At 70.1% G+C, this 16733-nt stretch carries 16 protein-coding genes; 6 read left to right on the top strand and 10 right to left on the bottom strand.

The genetic code is table 11. The features are described 5' to 3' along the window. Window positions 1-23: 23 nt before the first annotated feature. Window positions 24-485, bottom strand: a complete 462-nt coding sequence (locus tag AC3ZJJ_RS17025; RefSeq protein WP_489893006.1) for an Hsp20/alpha crystallin family protein — start codon at window positions 483-485, stop codon at window positions 24-26. A 226-nt stretch (window positions 486-711) separates the two neighbouring features. Here AC3ZJJ_RS17025 and AC3ZJJ_RS17020 point away from each other — a divergent pair, with 226 nt between their 5' ends. Then, window positions 712-1578, top strand: coding sequence for a fumarylacetoacetate hydrolase family protein (locus AC3ZJJ_RS17020; RefSeq protein WP_489893005.1), 867 nt, complete (start codon window positions 712-714; stop codon window positions 1576-1578). Between the two features lie 3 nt (window positions 1579-1581). Beyond that, window positions 1582-2502: a hypothetical protein gene (locus AC3ZJJ_RS17015; protein WP_489893004.1), complete on the top strand. Its 921-nt coding sequence runs from the start codon at window positions 1582-1584 to the stop codon at window positions 2500-2502. Between the two features lie 12 nt (window positions 2503-2514). On the opposite strand, the gene AC3ZJJ_RS17010 is transcribed toward AC3ZJJ_RS17015, so the two are convergent. Continuing rightward, complete coding sequence (locus AC3ZJJ_RS17010) at window positions 2515-3369, bottom strand: DNA/RNA non-specific endonuclease (RefSeq protein WP_489893003.1); 855 nt, start codon at window positions 3367-3369, stop codon at window positions 2515-2517. Between the two features lie 267 nt (window positions 3370-3636). Here AC3ZJJ_RS17010 and AC3ZJJ_RS17005 point away from each other — a divergent pair, with 267 nt between their 5' ends. Further along, the gene (locus AC3ZJJ_RS17005; RefSeq protein ID WP_489893002.1) at window positions 3637-4938 is read left to right on the top strand and encodes a hypothetical protein; all 1302 of its coding nucleotides are present in this window, start codon (window positions 3637-3639) and stop codon (window positions 4936-4938) included. Between the two features lie 54 nt (window positions 4939-4992). On the opposite strand, the gene AC3ZJJ_RS17000 is transcribed toward AC3ZJJ_RS17005, so the two are convergent. From AC3ZJJ_RS17000 to AC3ZJJ_RS16990, 3 genes are read right to left on the bottom strand one after another with little or no spacing between them, the layout of a single operon-like run. Continuing rightward, window positions 4993-5832 (bottom strand): metal ABC transporter ATP-binding protein, encoded by an 840-nt coding sequence (locus AC3ZJJ_RS17000; RefSeq protein WP_489893001.1) that lies wholly within the window; start codon window positions 5830-5832, stop codon window positions 4993-4995. Further along, window positions 5829-6710, bottom strand: coding sequence for a metal ABC transporter permease (locus AC3ZJJ_RS16995; protein ID WP_489893000.1), 882 nt, complete (start codon window positions 6708-6710; stop codon window positions 5829-5831). The genes AC3ZJJ_RS17000 and AC3ZJJ_RS16995 overlap by 4 nt, the downstream gene beginning before the upstream one ends. 49 nt (window positions 6711-6759) lie before the next feature. Further along, window positions 6760-7713 (bottom strand): metal ABC transporter substrate-binding protein, encoded by a 954-nt coding sequence (locus AC3ZJJ_RS16990; RefSeq protein ID WP_489892999.1) that lies wholly within the window; start codon window positions 7711-7713, stop codon window positions 6760-6762. Between the two features lie 425 nt (window positions 7714-8138). On the opposite strand from AC3ZJJ_RS16990, the gene AC3ZJJ_RS16985 reads away from it, so the two are divergent. Next, a complete protein-coding gene (locus tag AC3ZJJ_RS16985) occupies window positions 8139-8342 on the top strand; it encodes a cold-shock protein (protein ID WP_489892998.1) in 204 nt (67 codons plus the stop codon). A 131-nt stretch (window positions 8343-8473) separates the two neighbouring features. Here the strand turns inward: AC3ZJJ_RS16985 and AC3ZJJ_RS16980 are convergent, their stop codons facing one another. Further along, window positions 8474-9319 carry an HpcH/HpaI aldolase/citrate lyase family protein gene (locus tag AC3ZJJ_RS16980; RefSeq protein ID WP_489892997.1) on the bottom strand — a complete coding sequence of 282 codons (846 nt, stop codon included), beginning with the start codon at window positions 9317-9319 and terminating at the stop codon, window positions 8474-8476. Between the two features lie 120 nt (window positions 9320-9439). On the opposite strand from AC3ZJJ_RS16980, the gene AC3ZJJ_RS16975 reads away from it, so the two are divergent. After that, window positions 9440-9736, top strand: a complete 297-nt coding sequence (locus AC3ZJJ_RS16975; protein ID WP_489892996.1) for a DUF503 domain-containing protein — start codon at window positions 9440-9442, stop codon at window positions 9734-9736. Window positions 9737-9874: 138 nt separating this feature from the next. Further along, window positions 9875-11335: a D-serine/D-alanine/glycine transporter gene (gene cycA, locus AC3ZJJ_RS16970; protein WP_489892995.1), complete on the top strand. Its 1461-nt coding sequence runs from the start codon at window positions 9875-9877 to the stop codon at window positions 11333-11335. 143 nt (window positions 11336-11478) lie between these two features. On the opposite strand, the gene AC3ZJJ_RS16965 is transcribed toward cycA, so the two are convergent. The 4 genes from AC3ZJJ_RS16965 to AC3ZJJ_RS16950 are packed head-to-tail and all read right to left on the bottom strand — an operon-like array spanning window position 11479 to window position 16731. After that, a complete protein-coding gene (locus tag AC3ZJJ_RS16965; RefSeq protein WP_489892994.1) occupies window positions 11479-12852 on the bottom strand; it encodes an LLM class flavin-dependent oxidoreductase in 1374 nt (457 codons plus the stop codon). Next, complete coding sequence (locus AC3ZJJ_RS16960; RefSeq protein WP_489892993.1) at window positions 12849-14123, bottom strand: acyl-CoA dehydrogenase family protein; 1275 nt, start codon at window positions 14121-14123, stop codon at window positions 12849-12851. Before AC3ZJJ_RS16960 ends, AC3ZJJ_RS16965 begins: the two co-directional genes overlap by 4 nt. Then, complete coding sequence (locus AC3ZJJ_RS16955) at window positions 14120-15838, bottom strand: dipeptide ABC transporter ATP-binding protein (RefSeq protein ID WP_489892992.1); 1719 nt, start codon at window positions 15836-15838, stop codon at window positions 14120-14122. The genes AC3ZJJ_RS16960 and AC3ZJJ_RS16955 overlap by 4 nt, the downstream gene beginning before the upstream one ends. Next, on the bottom strand, window positions 15838-16731 hold the full coding sequence (locus AC3ZJJ_RS16950; RefSeq protein WP_489892991.1) for an ABC transporter permease: 894 nt from the start codon (window positions 16729-16731) through the stop codon (window positions 15838-15840). The genes AC3ZJJ_RS16955 and AC3ZJJ_RS16950 overlap by 1 nt, the downstream gene beginning before the upstream one ends. Between the last annotated feature and the right edge of the window lie 2 nt (window positions 16732-16733).

The following is a 16733-nucleotide window of genomic DNA, read 5'->3' as shown; positions in this document are numbered from 1 at the left end:
GCCCCGCTTAATGGGCGCCGGGACTACTTCTCCACAGACTCCTGGCCCGTGGCCGTGGTGGTCTCACCCTCGATCATGTGGCCGTTCTGCTTGCCGCCGACCTCCACGGAGATCTTGCGCGGCTTGGCGCTTTCGCGGACCGGGATGGTCAGCATCAGGACGCCGTTGTTGTAGTGGGCGGTGATCGACTCGATGTCGATGCCCTGGCCGAGGTTGAGCTGGCGCACGAAGCTGCCGCCGCGGCGCTCGCGGGTCAGCCACTTCACGCCCTCCTCCGCCCCCAGCGTCCGCTCCGCGCGGATCGTAAGCAGCTGGCCGTCGACGTCGATGTCCACGGAGCCCGGATCGATGCCCGGCAGGTCGGCGCTCAGGATGTAGTGGTCCCCCTGGCGGTAGAGGTCCATGGGCACGTCCCGGAGGCGGTTCTCAAACAGGGAGCCGGCCAGGCGGTCGAACTCACGGAACGGATCGAAATTGTTTGCCATGATGATCAACTCCTTCGTGCGGCACCGGCGGGTGCCGCTGCTTGCTTGTGTTTGCGGGGATGAGCCGGACGCCCAGACTTGAGTGTCCTACGCTCAACCCGGAATTAAGTTAGCACTCGGCAATGGACAGTGCCAGAGGTACGCGAGGTGATTTCTCCGTCGGCGAACGACGCATTTCGGTAGCCGGTTGGACGCACGAGCCGCCCCCTGTGGTGGGATGGGAACCATGAGACTCGCCACCCTCCGCCGCCCGGATTCCAGCGGAACGTTCGCCGCCGTCATCGACGGGGACTCCGCCGTCGAACTCACCGGATTCGCCGACGTCGGGACCTTCCTCGCGGCGCCGTCCGGCAGGCGGGACGCGGCGCTGGAGGCCGCGGCGTCCGGCGGCACACGTCAGGACGCCCGCGCGGCCGCCTTCGCGACGCTCGTCCCGAACCCCGCCAAGGTCTTTTGTGTGGGCCTGAACTACCGCAACCACATCGCCGAGACCGGCAACGAGGTCCCGAAATTCCCGACCGTCTTCACCAAGTTCGCGGAATCGCTCACGGGCCCGAACGACGAGATCGAAATCCCGGCCGAGGACCACCGGGTCGATTGGGAGGGCGAGCTCGCGATCGTCATCGGCGAGGCGGGGCGCCGCATCCCGGAGGCAGACGCCGAGCGGCACATCGCCGGCTACGCCGTGTCCAACGACGTCTCGATGCGCGGCTGGCAGGGACGCACGCCGGAGTGGACACAGGGCAAGTGCTGGGAGGCCGCCAGCCCGCTCGGCCCGTATCTGGTGACCCCGGACGAGTTCACCGCCGGCGCCCGCATCACCACACGGGTCAACGGCGAGGTGGTGCAGGAGGATTCGACGTCGGACCTGGTCTTCTCGCCGGCCGCCCTGGTGGCCTACCTCTCGACCATCGTGACGCTGCGCCCGGGCGACCTGATCCTGACCGGCACGCCCGCCGGCGTGGCCCTGGGGCGGCGCAACGCCGAGGGCCGCCATCCGTGGCTGAAGCCCGGCGACGTGCTGGAGACGGAAATCGAGGGACTCGGCGCACAGCGCAACGTCCTGGTGGCCGGCCCGGTCACTGGGCGGTAGGGCGTGGACCTCGCCGCCGTCGCCGCCGACCTCTACGGGTCGATGCCCGGCGACTTCGTGTCTCGGCGCACGGAGGCGGCGAAGGGGACCGGGGACAAGGAGGCCGCCAAGGCCATCCGGGCGCTGCCGAAGCCGTCGTCGGCCGCGTGGCTGGTGAACATGCTGGTGCGCCACCGGAGGGACCGGATCGACGCGGTGCTTGCGCTGGGCGAGGACATGCGGGCGGCCCAGGAGAACCTGGACGCGGAACGGCTGCGCGGGCTGTCCGCCGACCGCCGCGCGCTGCTGGCCGCGCTTGAGCGCGAGTCCGCGGACCTGGCCAAGGAACTGGGGCAGGCGGCCAGCGGCCCGACCGTGGCGGAGGTCAGGGAGCACCTGCAGGCCGCGATGGCCGATCCGGCGGCGGCGGAGGCCACGGCCAGCGGAGTGCTGGTGCGCACGATCTCGGCGGACGGATTGGATCCGGCGGACCTGGCCGGCGCGGTCGCAGTTCCTGACGCGCCGGGGTTGCCCATGTCCGGTGGCCGAACGCCGGGGAACGACGGCGGGGCGCGCCCGGCGTCCGGGAAGGGCGACGCGAACCTGATCGACGCGAAGAGGATCGAGGCCAAGCGGGCCGAGGCGCGGGAGAGGACATTGCGCGCGGCCCGGGAGGCGGCAGCCCGGACCCGGGAGCGGGCGGAGCAGGACTCCGGACGGCGGCGCGACGCCGAGGACGAGGTCGAGGCGCTCGACGAGCGCCGGGCGTTCCTGATCCGCGAGCTCGAGCGGGCCCGCCGGGACATCGCGGCCGTCGAGCGCGAACTGGAGAAGGCCCGGGCGAGGCTCGCCTCCGCCGACCGCAAGGCTGAAGCGAGCCGGAGGGACGCGGAACGTGCGCGGGATCGGCTCGAGGCAGCCGACCGGGACGCCGAGGACACCTAGTGCCACGCGGGCCTACCAGCGGATTTGCGCCACGCTCTCCAGCGGCCGCCGCTCCCCCGCCACCCTGACGATGGCGGCCGCCGGGAGGTCGGCCGCGTGCAGCACCTCGGCGAAGCCCAGGTCCGTGCGCTGCTCGAGCTCCCCCAGCGTGACCTGGTAGACGCGGAACTCGTCGAGGTCCGGCAGGGCCTGGATCTCCACAAGATCCTGGGTGAGCAGGAACGCCCTGGCCCTGAGCGCGCCCCCCTCCCGGTAGACCACGAGCTTCCAGTATTCGCGGGGCAGCGCCGTGCCGCGGTAGACGCGGTCGTCGGCGTGGAACACGGGCCCGCCCATGATGGTGGCGCGCAGGTCCTCGACGTCGATCCCCTCGAACAGGGCGTCCTCCAGCCGGCCCCAAATCCCGGCCTTGCCGCTCTGGTTGAAGTCGTCGATCTGCGGGGCGATGTTGGTGAAGAAGAAGGAGTCCCGGTTGGCCTGCCCGGCCTCCTGCAGGTCCCCCCACAGCAGGTCCGAGCGCCGCGCGAGGTGCCCGCGGTCCAGCCTGTTGCCCGAATACAACTCGTTGCCCGTCTGGACGTCGTCGGGAAGGCGGGGATCCCGGGCGAAATTGATGTTGGCGCGGCTGAGCTTCTTCAGGCTGGCCCCGTCGACGTTCCAGGCGACCCAGCGCGCGAGGCGCCGCGAGCGGCTGACACTGAGGGAGAAGTGGGTGTAGGGGACAACGGGGGATCCTTCCATGGGAACCGCGTCGTCCCGGATGCCCTCCCCCAGCGTCGGCGGGTCGATCCGGTCTCCCAGGAAGTCGATGGCGTATCCGGCGCGCGCCGTCGGTATCTCGGCGTTGGTCTCGTTGGTCGTGGCCACGGAATCCTGCCCCTCCCTGATGCTGTCCGTCCGACGGGAGCGCTGGCGGGACCGCTCGGCCCCGCGGCCCCTCCTTCGCTGGGCGCCAGCCTACCGCCGCCGTCCGACAAGAGCGCAGCGCGCGATTATTGCGAATGACTATCATTATTAACTAGAATCAATCGCATGAACACACTCCCACCTTTACCCCAGCCCCAGCTCGGCTCCACAGCGAGCTCCCCGTCCGCGGGCCGTCGACGGAGCCGGTACCTCTGGTCGGCCGCCTCCTTGGCGGCCCTCGCCCTCGCCGTTTCGGCTTGTGGGCAGGACCCGGGACCCGGCGCACAGCCTCCCTCCTCCGATCCCACCGCCGCCGAAAACCCGGCGAGCGCGGAACAGCGCGCCTCGCGGACCGAGGTCGCCTCCATTTCCCCGCGCGTCGTCCTCAGCCACGACGGCGGCCTGCTCACCCTCGACGCCGAGACCGGCGCAACGGTCCACGAGGAGGATCTTCGCGGATTCCTGCGGCTGAACAACGCCGGAGACGGCCAGCACGTGGTGGTCACCCACGGCAACCGCTTCGAGGTCTACAACAGCGGAATCGACGCGCAAGGCCATGGGGACCACTTCCACTACTACGAATCGGACCCGGGACTGAGCGGGATCGGCTTCGCCGCACCCCACGCCGGCCACGTTGTGGTCCACAACGGCCTGACCACGCTGTTCGGAGACGGCGACGGCTCGATCCAGACGTTCACCTCCGAACACCTCAAGGACGGCCAACCCCGGATTGAGCGGCATGCCTCCGACTCGCCGCACCACGGGGTCGCATTGCGGCTGGCCGACGGCACCCTGCTGACCACGCAGGGCACCGAGGAGGCCCGCGACACCGTACAGGTCAAGGACGGTGGCGACACCGCGGCGGAGACGTCCGATTGCCCCGGCGTGCACGGCGAGACCGCCGCGGCCCCGAACAAGAACGGCGATGTGGTGGTGCTCGGATGCGAGAACGGACCGGTCGTCTACCGTGACGGGGCGTTCCACAAGGTGCGGACGGAGCGGGACTACCAGCGCAACGGCAACCTCGCGGGCTCCGAGGAGTCGCACATCGTGCTCGCCGACATGAAGGTCGACGCCGACGCCGAGCAGGAGCGCCCCACCCAGGTCGTCCTCATCGATTCCCTCTCCGACTCGCAAAAAACAGTCGAACTGGGCTCCTCCTACTGGTTCCGCTCGCTGGCCCGCGGCCCCGAAGGCGAGGCCTTGGTGCTCACCTACGACGGGAAGCTCAACGTCATCGACGAGGAGACCGGGAAGGTCACGGCCGCGATCCCGGCCATCGGCGCCTGGGAGGAGAAGTCCGAGTGGCAGCAGCCCGGACCGATCCTCAAGACGGCCGACGGGATGGCCTACATTACCGATGCGGAGAACAAGAAACTCGTTGTTGTGGACCTGGCGGCGGGCGAGGTCGTCAACGAGATGGACCTGGGCGTCGTTCCGGTGGAGATGGCGGTTGTGACCGGCCATCCCGAGGCGCCGGAGGGCGCCGACGAGAGTCACGGGGCACACGGCCACGACGACGAGTCGTAGGCGCCGCCGCCGGGGCGACTCGAGCGTGACGCGGCGCTTCGCCACGGTGGAGAGCTACGGCGTGTGCCCGGAGTGTTCGTCCGGCCGCTGGCCGCGGACGCCGAGCGCCCCGGCGACCGGCCGGCACACGGGATCATCGATGATCGGACCGCCGCGGCGGTGCAACACGCCCTTGCCGTAGACGGCCTCGAGATTGGCACGGGTGAGCACCTGGTCCGGCGGACCGGAGGCCACCACCCGTCCGTCCATCAGCACAACGTGGTCCGCCGCCCGCGCTTCGTCCAGGTCGTGGGTCGTCAACACCACGGGCCGGCCCCCGCGGGTCTCGGCATTGATGATCCGGTCGATGGTCCGCGCGGACACCAGGTCCAGGCCGGTCAGCGGCTCGTCCAGGATGAGTGCCTCATGCTCCTGCGCAAGCCCCTGCGCCACGTACACGCGCTGGCGCTGTCCCCCGGACAGCTCGTCCAGGTGCCGCCCCGCAAGATCAAGCAGCTGCATTTGCCCCAGTGCGACCGCGACCGCCTCGCGGTCCGCCCGCCGGAACGGGCGGAACCACCCAACGGATGGATAGCGGCCCATCGCGACGACGTCGCGCACCGTCATCGGCGTTCCGGCGGGGTAGACGACGGACTGCATCACGAAGGACAACCTCCCGCGTGCCTCGCGAACCGGCCCGCCGAGCACCTCCAGCCGCCCGGCCCGGGGCTCGAGCACGCCGGCGATGGCCTTGAGCAGTGTGGATTTTCCCGAGCCGTTCGGCCCGACAACCGCCGTGAGCCCGCGGCCGGGAAGCTCCACGTCGGAGGGAGCGACGGCAATGTGGTTGCCGTGCCCCAGCACCAGGCCACGCGCGCGCACCATCGGGGCGGGCGCCCCCGTCGCCGCCCTCATCCCTCCAACGCCTGTCCGTGGCCGGCGGGTTCGGGGCTCCTCCGGGGCCCGGCCGTTGCGCTGCGGCGCGCCCGCGCGGAGCGCGCGGTTTCCCGCACGGCCAGCGTGAGGAAGAAGACGAGGATCGGCACCAGCGCCATGGTGGCCGAGCCCGCAGTCCCGATCCGGTAGCTGATCGTCAGCCCGGCCAAGACGGAGAACACCGAGACCGCGAGCGACCAGAGGAACATGATGGGCACGCTGCGGGAGATCAGGGCCGCGGTGGCCGGCGGGCCGACGAGTAGCCCGAAAACCAGCAGGGTGCCGACGGCACGGAAGCTGCCGATGACGGCCGCGGCGATCAGCACCAGCAGCAGCCCGTGCGCCAGCTTCGGGCGCATTCCCAGCGAGCCGGCCTTCTCCACCGAGAAGGACAGCGCCATCAGAGGCCGGTACAGGAGCAGGGCGAGCAGGACCACGGCGACACCCAGCACGGCCTGCGTGCGGATGTCGTCCCAGCCCACACCGAGGGCATCGCCGAACAGGATGCTCGTGAGGGATCCCGTGTACGACTCCGACCGGGAGATGATCACCACGCCGAGGGCCATCATGCCAACGAAGAGCAGGCCGATGGACGTGTCCTCCTTCAGCGTGGTGCTGCGGTGGACCAGCCCGATGCCCACGACCATCGCGGCGGCGGCCAGCGCCGCGCCGACGAGGGGCGAGAAGCCGAAGAGGACGGCGGCGGCGATCCCGGGGATGACCCCGTGCACAAAGGCGTCCCCGAAGAAGCTCATGCCGCGCAGGACCAGCCAGACCCCGACCACCGAACACGTAGCCGCCGCGATGGTACCGCCGATCAGGGCGCGCTGCTGGAATCCCAGGGCGAACGGCTCCATCAACCAGTCCATGACACGTCCCGCCGGTCGCGCCGCCGCGCCGGCAGCATCAGGCGCCCGCTCCGAGCGCCTCGGCCAGGGCACGGGCGTTGAAGAGCATGGCGTCCTCGTAGGTTTCGGCGCCGGAGCCCTCCGGGCCCAGCCCGCCCTCGTAGAGTTCGACGACGGGAACGGTCCCGCCGGTCTCCTCCGACAGGGCGCCGACCATGGCGTTGTTGGCCTCGATACTGGTCACCAGGGCGTCGGCGCCCTCCCTGCCGATCTCGCCGTGCAGCCTCGACAACTGTTGGGACGACGGCGCGGCGTCGGTGGAGCCCCCGGGAACCACGACGCCGGCCACGTCCAGGCCGTAGGCGTCGGCGAAGTAGTTGTAGGCCGCGTGGTCGGTGACCAACGTCCGGCGATCCTCAGGGATGGCGGAGAGGATCTCCTTCACCTGTCCATCGACGGCGCGCAGGCTGTCGGAGACCTGTTCGCCGCATGCCGTGTACTGCTCGTCGCCGGTGGTCGCGGCGAGCCGACCGCCGATGGCCTCGGCGGCATCCGCCATGCGGCCCACGTCCATCCAAAAATGCGGATCGAGGCTTCCGGTTCCGTGACCAGACTCGGCTCCGGCTGCGCCTCCGCCATCTTCGGAACGCCCACCACCGCTCCCGGTGTGGTCGTGTGACGCGAAGGGCAGCGGATCGGCCTCGGGGCCGACCTCGAAGAGCACGGCCCCGTCGGACTCGGCGTTGTCGAGCGCGGTCTGCATCCCAGCCTCCAAGTCCAGACCGTTGGAGACCACAAGCTTCGCCGCCGTCATCTGCGCGATCTGCTGCGAGGACGGCGCGAAATCGTGGGGATCGTCGCCCGGGCCCATAACGGTGCTCGACGTCGTGCCGGCGCAGGCCGTGATCTGGTGGAGGACGCTGCCCAGTTGCGTGGTGGTGGCCACCGCCACCGGATCCGCTCCGGTGTCCGCGCCGATCGCGCCGCCGCAACCCCCGAGCAGAATGGCCACGCCGACTCCAACGGGCAACAATCCCCGTCGAAGTCCTGTGGGGGCATCCCTCGGGCCCCGTCGCCGCGGGTGAGGCCGGTTGGCATTGGGCATCCTGAATCCTTTGTTTCACGCTGACAGGTCTACGCTCCACACTACCCTTATGCGAATGATTCCCAATAACGAACACCGTTGCCCGCACCGGTCGAGGACTCGGGCCAGCGCTGCTCCGCCCAGTGCGCCCGATGCCCGCCCGAGAACGGCGCGTCGCCCATTTCCGCCCGTCAGGAGCGGAAATGTGAACTTTTGGCGTCGCCTGGGAAACCAGTACCCGATATCGCTTGCCACACCGGGCGAGCCACCCTAGGTTTAGGGGAGGGAACCAGCGATGCTGCGAGGCTCCCTGATCGCTGATCGCAGCTGTACGCAATATCGAAGGAAGCATCATGGCAACAGGCACCGTTAAGTGGTTCAACGCCGAAAAGGGCTTCGGCTTTATCGAGCCCAACGATGGATCGGCGGACGTTTTCGCCCACTTTTCCGCAATCGCGAGCAGCGGTTACAAGTCGCTCGATGAGAACCAGAAGGTCGAATACGATGTCGTGCAGGGCCCCAAGGGTCTGCAGGCTGAGAACATTCGCCCGCTGTAACCCCAAAAGCTTCACCCGCCGCTAGGCGAGGTTGAACGAAGAGAGGCCCCGGACGCGCCAGAAGGCGCAACCGGGGCCTCTCCTTTGCCCGCGGGGCGGGATGTTCGCCCGCCTGAGGGGGAACTGACCGGTCAGGCGTTCCAGAGGCCGTAGGAGTCCGCGAGGTCCGCGATCTTCTGGGCCCGGGCCAGGCGGGGCAGGTACGAGCCGTCGCCGATCGACGCGCCGGCCGCGTGCGCCACCAGCATCTCGTGGGCCCAGCTGAGCTCGTCGGTGCTCGGGGACAGGCCGGTGTTGACGTCCTCCACCTGGTCGACGGACAGGCAAAGCTTGCCGGTCATCCCCATGGAGGCGGTCGTCTGGCAGGCCGCGTAGACCTCGTCCTTGGCCGCGCCGGGCGTCGCGGGGCCGTCGATGGCGCCGGGCAGCTGGCCCACCCGGGAGGCGACCACCAGCTTGCCGCGCGCGTAGGCGAGGGCCAGCGGGTCCTCGGAAACACCCGTGTCCTTGCGGAAGTCGTTGGTTCCGAATGCCAAGCGGAACGTGCCCGGGGCGGAGGCGATCGACGTCGCGTTCTCGATCCCGATCGCGGACTCGATCAGGGCGAGCACCGGGGTTCCGGCCTGCAGGCGCATGGCGGTGTAGGTGACCTGCTCCGGCTTCTCCGTCATGGCCAACATCACACCGCGCAGTCCCTTGGTCTTGGAGAGGGCGGCGAGGTCCTCGGCCCAGAACTCTGTCTCGATGCCGTTGACGCGCACCCAGGCCGTCATGCCCGAGTTCAGCGCCTCAACGACGGCGTCGCGGGCCTCGGCCTTCTTCGCGTCGGGAACGGCGGCCTCCATGTCGAAGATGACCGAGTCGGCTTCGGATGCGAGCGCGGGCGCGTACAGCTCAGGTTTGGCGGCGTTGACCAGGAGCCAGGAACGGGAGAGCTTCGCGGGCAGCGATGCCGCGCGTCGGTTGCGAAGGGACATGCCTCCAGCCTACCCACTCCGCCCGCGTGGGCTCCACTTGCCGACCCCCAAAGTACGGTCTGACTTGCAGGTTCATACTTGCCGGGTGCCGCAGCGCACACGGCGGGGCATGATGTGTGCATGTGGATCGGCTGGATAGAGTTCGACGTCCTTCTCGGCGACGTGCACTCGTTGAAGGAAAAGCGGGGCGCCGTGCGCCCGATCATCGCCGAGGTCCGGCGCCGGTTCGAGGTGTCCGCGGCGGAGACCGGGCACCTGGATCTGCACCGCCGGGCCGGCATCTCGGCCGCGCTCGTCGCCGCGGACCGCGCCCACGTTGTGGAGGTGCTCGACGCCGTCGAACGGCTCGTCGCGTACCGTCCGGAGGTGGAGCTGCTGAGCGCCAGGCGGCGCATCCATTCCTCCGACGACGACTAGAGGACGCCCCGGGCGCGCGCCCGAACACGGGCCCCCACCAGCCCGTTTTCAGCGCAGGCACCTCGCGGGCGTAGTCTCTTACGGTCGAATGTCGCGCGGGTCACACCCGGCCACCCCCTAGGAACCAAGGAACTTCGCATGTCTCAGCCCCCTGCCACAGCACGGGCCCACGAAAAGGACGGCGCTCCGCATCTCGAGCGCGGTCTGTCCAACCGGCACCTCCAGCTCATCGCGATCGGCGGCGCCATCGGCACCGGCCTGTTCATGGGCTCCGGCAAGACCATCTCCGTCGCCGGACCGTCCGTCATCTTCGTCTACATGATCATCGGCTTTATGCTCTTCTTCGTCATGCGGGCCATGGGCGAGCTGTTGTTGAGCAACCTCGAATACAAGAACTTCGGGGACTTCGCCGGAGACATCCTGGGCCCCTGGGCCTCGTTCTTCACCGGATGGACCTACTGGTTCTGCTGGGTGGTCACCGGCATCGCCGACGTGGTCGCCATCGCCCACTACGTGGCGTTCTGGTGGCCCGACCTGCCGCTGTGGATTCCGGCCGTCGCCTGCATCCTGGTCCTGTTGGGGCTGAACCTGCCCACCGTGCGCGCCTTCGGCGAGACCGAGTTCTGGTTCGCGCTGATCAAGATCGTGGCCATCCTGGCCCTGATCGTCACGGGTCTTGTGATGATCATCGGCGGATTCGAGTCCGAGGGCGCCCGCGCCTCCTTCGCCAACCTCTGGGAGCACGGCGGGATGTTCCCGACCGGCTTTATGGGCTTCGTCGCCGGCTTCCAGATCGCCGTCTTCGCGTTCGTCGGCATCGAACTGGTCGGCACCGCCGCCGCTGAGACCAAGGACCCGGAGAAGAACCTGCCGCGCGCCGTGAACTCCATCCCGATCCGCGTGCTGCTCTTCTACGTGGGCGCCCTGATCGTGCTGATGGCCGTCCGCCCGTGGACCGGCTACACCCCCGACGAGTCCCCGTTCGTGGGCATGTTCGCCCTCGCCGGACTGGTGGGCGCGGCCGGCGTGGTCAACTTCGTGGTCCTGACGTCCGCGACCTCCAGCGCCAACGCCGGCATCTACTCCACCTCGCGCATGGTCTACGGACTGGCCCAGGAGGGCGACGCCCCGAAGACGTTCGCCCGCCTGTCCGGCCGCGGCGTGCCCAGGAACGCGCTGCTGTTCTCCTGCATGTTCCTGCTGGCCGGCGTGGTGCTGCTGTACGCGGAGGGTTCCGTCGCCGAGGCGTTCACCCTGGTCACGACCATCTCCGCGCTGTGCTTTATGTTCGTCTGGACCATCATCCTGGTCAGCTACGTGGTCTACCGCCGCCGCCGCCCGCACCTGCACGAGGCCAGCACGTTCAAGATGCCCGGCGGATCGTTCATGCCCTACGTGGTCATGGCGTTCTTCGCCTTCATCCTCTGGGCCCTGACCACCCAACCGGACACGCTGGCTGCGCTGCTGTTCACGCCGATCTGGTTCGTCGCGCTGGGCATCGGCTACCTGATGCTGCGCCGGAACCCGGTCCACGCCGAGATCCGCGCGGCCCACGACGCCAAGGTCGCCGAGGAGAAGGCGGAGCTGGCGCGCCGCTAACCCGCGGGAGCCCTGCCGCCAAGCCCCCGGGCAGCACGGCGGCACGACGACGGCCCGGCCGCCTTCCCAGCGAAGGTGGCCGGGCCGTCGCCGTACCTTGGCAAACGCGAGAACCGGGTGCCGCGCGACCCGTCCCCGGTTGCCTACGCCCGCGGCCCGGCGGGCGCGAACGCCCCCCGGTACCGCGCGCCCGGGTGGGTTTCCGGGAGGCGGTCGCGGCCGAACAGCTTGCGGCGCAGCGTCCCCTCGGCGTACTCGGTCTTGGCCAGACCGCGGCGCTGGAGCGTGGGCAGGAGCTGCTCGTTGAACTCAATGTAGGTTCCGGGCAGGCGCCAGTTGATGACGTTGATCCCGTCCACCCCCGCCGCCTGCCACGCCTGGAGCTGGTCGGCGATCTGGTCCGGTGTGCCGGCCACAACGCCGCGGTCGATCCGGCTCTCCGCCAGGTCCGCGAGCGTGGGCTCCCGATCCGGCGTCGCCTTCCGAAGCCACTCCACGTGTCCCTGGCCGCCGTTGTTGGGGATGTCCTTGAGCCGGGTGTCCGACGGCAGTCGTGTCCCGTCCGGCAGGACGCCCAGCGAGGCGTGCGTCAGGTAGCCGACCACCGAGGAATACTCGGCGTAGTCGGCCCGTTTGCGGGCCACCTCGGCGGCCGTCGCGCCGACGATGAACGTGATGCCCTGGAAGAACGCGATGTCCTCCGGGGCGCGTCCCGCCTCGACCGCGAGCGTCCGCGCCCACTCCGTGTGCTGCCGGGCGACGTCCGGATTCGGCGGACCGATGAAGACGGCCTCGGCGTGCCGCGACGCGAACCGGATGCCGCGGTCCGAACCGCCGGCCTGAAACAGCAGCGGGGTGCGCTGCGGCGAAGGGGACGGCAGGTGCGGCCCCTCCACGCGGTAGCGTTCGCCCACGTGGTTGATCTTGTGGATCTTGGACGGATCCGAGTACCGCCCGCCCTCGCGGTCCACGAGCAGGGCGCCGTCTTCCCACGATCCCTCCCACAGCTTGTAGACGACGTCGAGGTACTCGTCGGCCCAGTCGTAGCGAGCGTCGTGCTCCACCAGCTGCGGCAGCCCGAAGTTTCGGGCGGCGTTTTCCTGGGTGCTGGTCACGATGTTCCACGCGACGCGCCCCTTGGACAGGTGGTCCAGCGTAGAGGCCTGGCGGGCGAAGTTGAACGGGTGGTTCTGCATGACGTTGGACGTGTACGCCAGGCCGATGTTCCTGGTGACCACGGCGAGCGCCCCGAGCAAAACGGCCGGATCGTTGGACGGAATCTGCAGTCCCTCGTTGACGTTGTCCACGTGGGATCCGCCCGCCGGCCCGTACAGCCCCGTGACGTCGGCGAAGAACATGGCGTCGAACAGCCCGTCCTCGAGTGTCCTGGCGAGGTCCAGCCACAGGTCCAGCCCGTTGAATCCGGTCTGTCCGGCATCCGGGTGCCGCCACTGGCCGTGGTGGATGTGGGAGGGAGTGTTCATCAGGAACGCGTTGAAGTGGAGTGGTTTGCTCATGCCTGCTGCTCCTGGGTCCGTCCGGCGGCGCCGACGAAGATCGGGGTGGTCTGGTGGTCTCCGGTCAGCCGCTGTTGGCCCACTGCGCGGGCGCGATACATGACCGGGTTGTGCTGCGCGAGGACACGGGCGTTGCGCCAGTGGCGGTCCAGCCGGCGCGACTCGGACGCCGCCGACGCGCCGCCCACCTCGAACAGGCGGTTGGCGACGTCCAGCGTCTGTTCGGAGATGAAAATCTGCGCCTCGGAGACGAGCGTGTCCAGCTCCTCCACGTCCGGGTCGTCGACCGGCCCGTGGCGGGACGCGTCGGCGACGCGCTCGACCTCCAGCGCGGCGGCCCCGAACGCCGCCTCGAGGGCGAAGACCGTGCTGCTGATGCGGCCCACCACCTCCTGGACGAGCGGGTCGCGCCGCGGGCTGTCGCCGACGCCGTGGGAGAACACCCGCCCGCGGCCGAGGACGTATTCGATCGCGTCGCGGCGGGAGGCCTTGGCGATGCCCACGAGCGCGGCCAGCAGGACGGCCTGGACATAGGACGCCGTGAATCCGGGCCGTTCCCCGGAGGCCGACCATTCGACGTTGTCCGTCTCCACGGGCACGCCGGTGAGCCGGGTGGTGCCGGACGCCGTCAGCCGCTGGCCGAAGCCGTCCCAGTCGTCGACGAGCTCGAGCCCGGGCGCGTCCCGGTGGACGGTGGCCCTCACGCTCCCGCCGTCCTCGGTGTCCGCGTGCACCCGGATCCAGTCGGCGTACAGGCTGCCGGTGCTGTAGAACTTGGTTCCGTCGAGGCGGTGGGCGCCGTCCCGGGCGGAGAGGATGGTCGAGTTCCTGCCGGGGGCGTTCCCCTTCTCCGTCGTCGCGTTGCCGAAGATGTCCCCGGCCACGACACGCGGTAGCCAGCGGGCCCGCCGTTCGGCGTCGGCACCGGAGACGAGGGACTCGACGCTCGTGAAGTGCGCCCGAAGGGCTTGGACCAGGTTCGAGTCCGCCGCGCCGAGTTCCACCAGCAGCAACAGGGTCTGGGACAGCGTCGCTCCGCCGCCGCCCCAGCTGGCGGGCACACGCACCGCGGTAAATCCGGCCCTCTTCAGCCTCTCGACGGCGTCGTACGCCAGCGTCCTCGAGGTCTCCCGCGCGGCGGCTCCGGCCGCGATCTCGTCCAGGACGGGTCGGAAGCGCGCCAGCAGTGCCCGGGTCGTGGGCGCCGGGCCCGCGTCGGCCGGACGCGCGCCGGCGTCGTGGGTTTGGTTGTGCGTGGCCGTGGCGGTCATGCCAGTCCCTTCGTTGCGTGTCCGAGCCGCGGGGCGGCGCCGAGCAGGCTCTTGGTGTACGGGTGCGAGGGGTTCCCGAAGACCTCTTCGGCGCGTCCGGCCTCCACCACGCGGCCCTCGCTCATCACCGCGATCTCGTCGCTGACGTGCCGCACCACGCCCAGGTCGTGGGAGATGAACAGGTAGCTCAACGCGAACTCGCGCTGCAGCTCGTCGAGGAGGTCCAGGACCTGCGCCTGGATGGAGACGTCGAGCGCCGACACGGGCTCGTCGCACACGATCACGTCCGGCCCGGACGCCAGCGCGCGGGCGATCGCGATGCGCTGGCGCTGTCCGCCGGAGAGCCGCAACGGGTTCCGGTTGGCCACGGCCGGGTCCAGCCCGACCGTTTCCAGAAGCTGCGCGACCTCGTCGCGCCGGTCCCCCCGGTTCAGCTTGCCCGTGTCGATCAGGGAGTCGGACAGGATCTCACCCACCGTCCACTGCGGATCGAAGGAACCGAGCGGGTCCTGGTAGATGGCGGCGATCCGACGGCGGTTGGGTCGGCGCTCGCGTTCGGGCAGGCCGCTCCACGGCTTGCCGAGGAGCCGGACCCCGCCGGCGTCCGGGGCGGTGAGGCCCAGCGCGATCCGGGCGACGGTGCTCTTGCCGGATCCGGACTCCCCCACGATGCCCAGGGTCGCGCCCCGGTTCAGCGAGAAGGAGACGTCCGCGACGGCGACCCGTGCGGTTCCGTCGGGGTTGCGGTAGGTCTTCCGCAGGCCGTCGCCGACCAGGATCGGCCCCTCGACGGCGGCGGGTAGGCCTCCGGTCGGCTGCCCGGCGCGCCGCTCCTGGATCAGCCGGTGCTGGCGCTCCGAGATGCCGACGGGGGTCTCGGCCAGTGGGGTTCCGCGGGGACGGTCCGTCGGCACAGCGCGCAGGAGCTTGCGCGTGTACTCGTGCCGGGGGTCCTGGAGGACCTGCTCCGCCGTTCCCGACTCGACTATGCGGCCGTGGCGCATGACCGCGATCCGGTCCGCCATGTGCCCGACGACGGCCAGGTCGTGGCTGATCAGCAGCAGGGCCGTGCCCTGTCCCTTGAGGTCCCCCAGCAGCGCGAGGATCTGCTTCTGCACGGTGGCGTCGAGCGCCGTCGTCGGCTCGTCGGCGACCAGGAGGGGCGGGTTCAGCGCGATCGCGGAGGCGATGAGCGCGCGTTGGCGCAGGCCACCGGACAGCTCGCCGGAACGCTGGCGGATCCGCTGCGCGGGGTCCGGGATCCCGACATCGGCGAGCAGTCCCAGCACAGTATCGTGGCGCTGTCGACGGGTCTGGCGGGTGTGCAGCCGCAGGGCGTCCTCGATCTCGCGACCGATGGGGCGCAGGGGATCCAGGGAGACGAGGGCGTCCTGAAGGACGTAGCCGACCCGGGTCCCGCGGACCTTCCGCCACTTGGCGGGCGAGTTGCGCCGCTGGTCGATTCCGCCGATCTCGATGCGGTCGGCCTCGACGCGTGCGTTGTCGCCGGTCAGCCCGATCAGCGAGCGCGCCGTCACGGACTTTCCGGAGCCGGACTCCCCCACGATGGCGAGGCACTCCCCGGGGGCGATGTCGAAGTCGATTCCGTGGACCACGGGCGCGGCATCCTGCGGCGCGCCGAAGGCGACGCGGAGGTTTCGGACACTGACCACCGCGGGCGGCGTTTGGGTGTCGGCTGGAGTGGGGTTGGTCATCACTTGTCCTTGAGTTTGCGCTGGAGACCGTTGCCGAGGACGGTGGTGGCGGCGGCGCTGAGCACGATGAACAGCCCCGGGAAGAGCGTGATCCACCAGGCGATGCTCATGTAGCCGCGGCCCGCCGCGAGCATCGAGCCCCATTCCGGGGCGGGAGGCGTGGCGCCGAGGCCGAGGAAGCTGAGCGAGGAGGCCCAGACGATCGCCTGCCCGACGCCGAGTGTGGCGAGGACGAACAACGGGGCGGCGACGTTCGGCAGGATGTGGCGGCGGATGATGAACCACCGGGACCGGCCCTGCACGATCGACGCCTCGACGTAGCCGGAGCGCCGGACGGAGAGGACCTGGGTGCGGATCATCCGGGCGTAGCCGGGAGCCGTCGAGAGGCCCACCGCAAGGGTTGTCGTCACCACGCCGGGGCCGAGGATCGTGATGACGAGCAGGGCCAGGAGCAGGCCCGGGAACGCGAAGAGCACCTCCAGGAACCTGGAGACCCCGAAGTCCACCTTCCGGGTTCCCAGCCCCGCCATCGCGCCGAGCACAACGGCGACGCCGAGGCCGATCACCGTGGCCAGGATGCCGATCAGCAGCGAATCGCGGGCGCCGTGGATGACGCGGGTGAAGACGTCGCGCCCGGACTCGTCCGTGCCGAACCAGTGCCCGGCAGACGGCGCGGCGAACGCGTTGGCCGGTTCCATGGCCAAGGGGTCCCCGGACGCGACGAGTCCCGGAACGGCCGCCGAGAGACCGAGCGCCAGGATCACGGCGGCCGGGATCGCGATGTCGAGGGGGACGTTGAGGCGCGGACCGCGCCTGGCCGCGGACGGCCCGCCGGCGCCCCCGGCATCGCGTGGGGTCGAGACCCCGTGGTTCTGCTCAATGGTCTGTGTCATGG

It is taken from the genome of Arthrobacter sp. AOP29-A2-19, from assembly GCF_058138025.1.
Note: the sequence above shows the minus strand (reverse complement) of the source record. Positions and strands in the feature narration are given on the sequence as shown.

Bases quoted from the DNA above. Each gene is read 5' to 3' on its own strand.
- AC3ZJJ_RS17025 (WP_489893006.1), bottom strand. From the start codon at position 485: ATGGCAAACAATTTCGATCCGTTCCGTGAGTTCGACCGCCTGGCCGGC.
- AC3ZJJ_RS17020 (WP_489893005.1), top strand. From the start codon at position 712: ATGAGACTCGCCACCCTCCGCCGCCCGGATTCCAGCGGAACGTTCGCC.
- AC3ZJJ_RS17000 (WP_489893001.1), bottom strand. From the start codon at position 5,832: ATGAGGGCGGCGACGGGGGCGCCCGCCCCGATGGTGCGCGCGCGTGGC.
- AC3ZJJ_RS16995 (WP_489893000.1), bottom strand. From the start codon at position 6,710: ATGGAGCCGTTCGCCCTGGGATTCCAGCAGCGCGCCCTGATCGGCGGT.
- AC3ZJJ_RS16985 (WP_489892998.1), top strand. From the start codon at position 8,139: ATGGCAACAGGCACCGTTAAGTGGTTCAACGCCGAAAAGGGCTTCGGC.
- AC3ZJJ_RS16980 (WP_489892997.1), bottom strand. From the start codon at position 9,319: ATGTCCCTTCGCAACCGACGCGCGGCATCGCTGCCCGCGAAGCTCTCC.
- AC3ZJJ_RS16975 (WP_489892996.1), top strand. From the start codon at position 9,440: ATGTGGATCGGCTGGATAGAGTTCGACGTCCTTCTCGGCGACGTGCAC.
- cycA (WP_489892995.1), top strand. From the start codon at position 9,875: ATGTCTCAGCCCCCTGCCACAGCACGGGCCCACGAAAAGGACGGCGCT.
- AC3ZJJ_RS16965 (WP_489892994.1), bottom strand. From the start codon at position 12,852: ATGAGCAAACCACTCCACTTCAACGCGTTCCTGATGAACACTCCCTCC.
- AC3ZJJ_RS16960 (WP_489892993.1), bottom strand. From the start codon at position 14,123: ATGACCGCCACGGCCACGCACAACCAAACCCACGACGCCGGCGCGCGT.
- AC3ZJJ_RS16955 (WP_489892992.1), bottom strand. From the start codon at position 15,838: ATGACCAACCCCACTCCAGCCGACACCCAAACGCCGCCCGCGGTGGTC.
- AC3ZJJ_RS16950 (WP_489892991.1), bottom strand. From the start codon at position 16,731: ATGACACAGACCATTGAGCAGAACCACGGGGTCTCGACCCCACGCGAT.